The sequence below is a fragment of the Polaromonas sp. P1_G2 genome (assembly GCF_056405515.1).
In genome coordinates, this window is the sequence record NZ_JBFUBY010000983.1 from 1 (window position 1) to 490 (window position 490).

The 490-nt window shown below is 60.2% G+C and carries 1 protein-coding gene; it reads left to right on the forward strand.

Annotated elements, in window-relative coordinates; genetic code table 11:
- The coding region (locus AC1D0P_RS28670; protein ID WP_477679835.1) for a carbohydrate ABC transporter permease at positions 1-490 on the forward strand (490 nt) is incomplete at both ends.

A 490-nucleotide genomic window follows, 5' to 3' on the forward strand; every position in this document is an offset into this window, starting at 1 on the left:
CCATTGCACTCCTGCTTGATCAAGAGATGTGGGGACAGGGCATTATCCGCATCCTGGTGATCTCACCCTTCTTCGTCATGCCGCCCGTGGCGGCGCTGGTGTGGAAGAACATGATCATGCATCCGGGCTATGGTGTGCTCGCCGACCTCAATCGCTTTCTGGGGCTGCGGCCCGTCGACTGGTTCGCGCAATATCCGCTGCTTTCGATCATCGTCATTGTCGCCTGGCAATGGCTACCCTTCGCTACGCTCATCCTCCTGACGGCCCTGCAGAGCCTTGACGCGGAGCAGAAGGAGGCCGCGGAGATGGATGGCGCAGGCTTCGCGAGCCGCTTCATCTATCTGACCACCCCGCACCTGGCCAGGTCCATCACCGTTGTGATCCTGATCCAGACAATCTTCCTGCTCGGGGTCTACGCGGAAATCCTGGTCACCACCAATGGCGGCCCCGGCTACGCTTCCACCAACCTGCCTTTCCTCATCTATCGCAC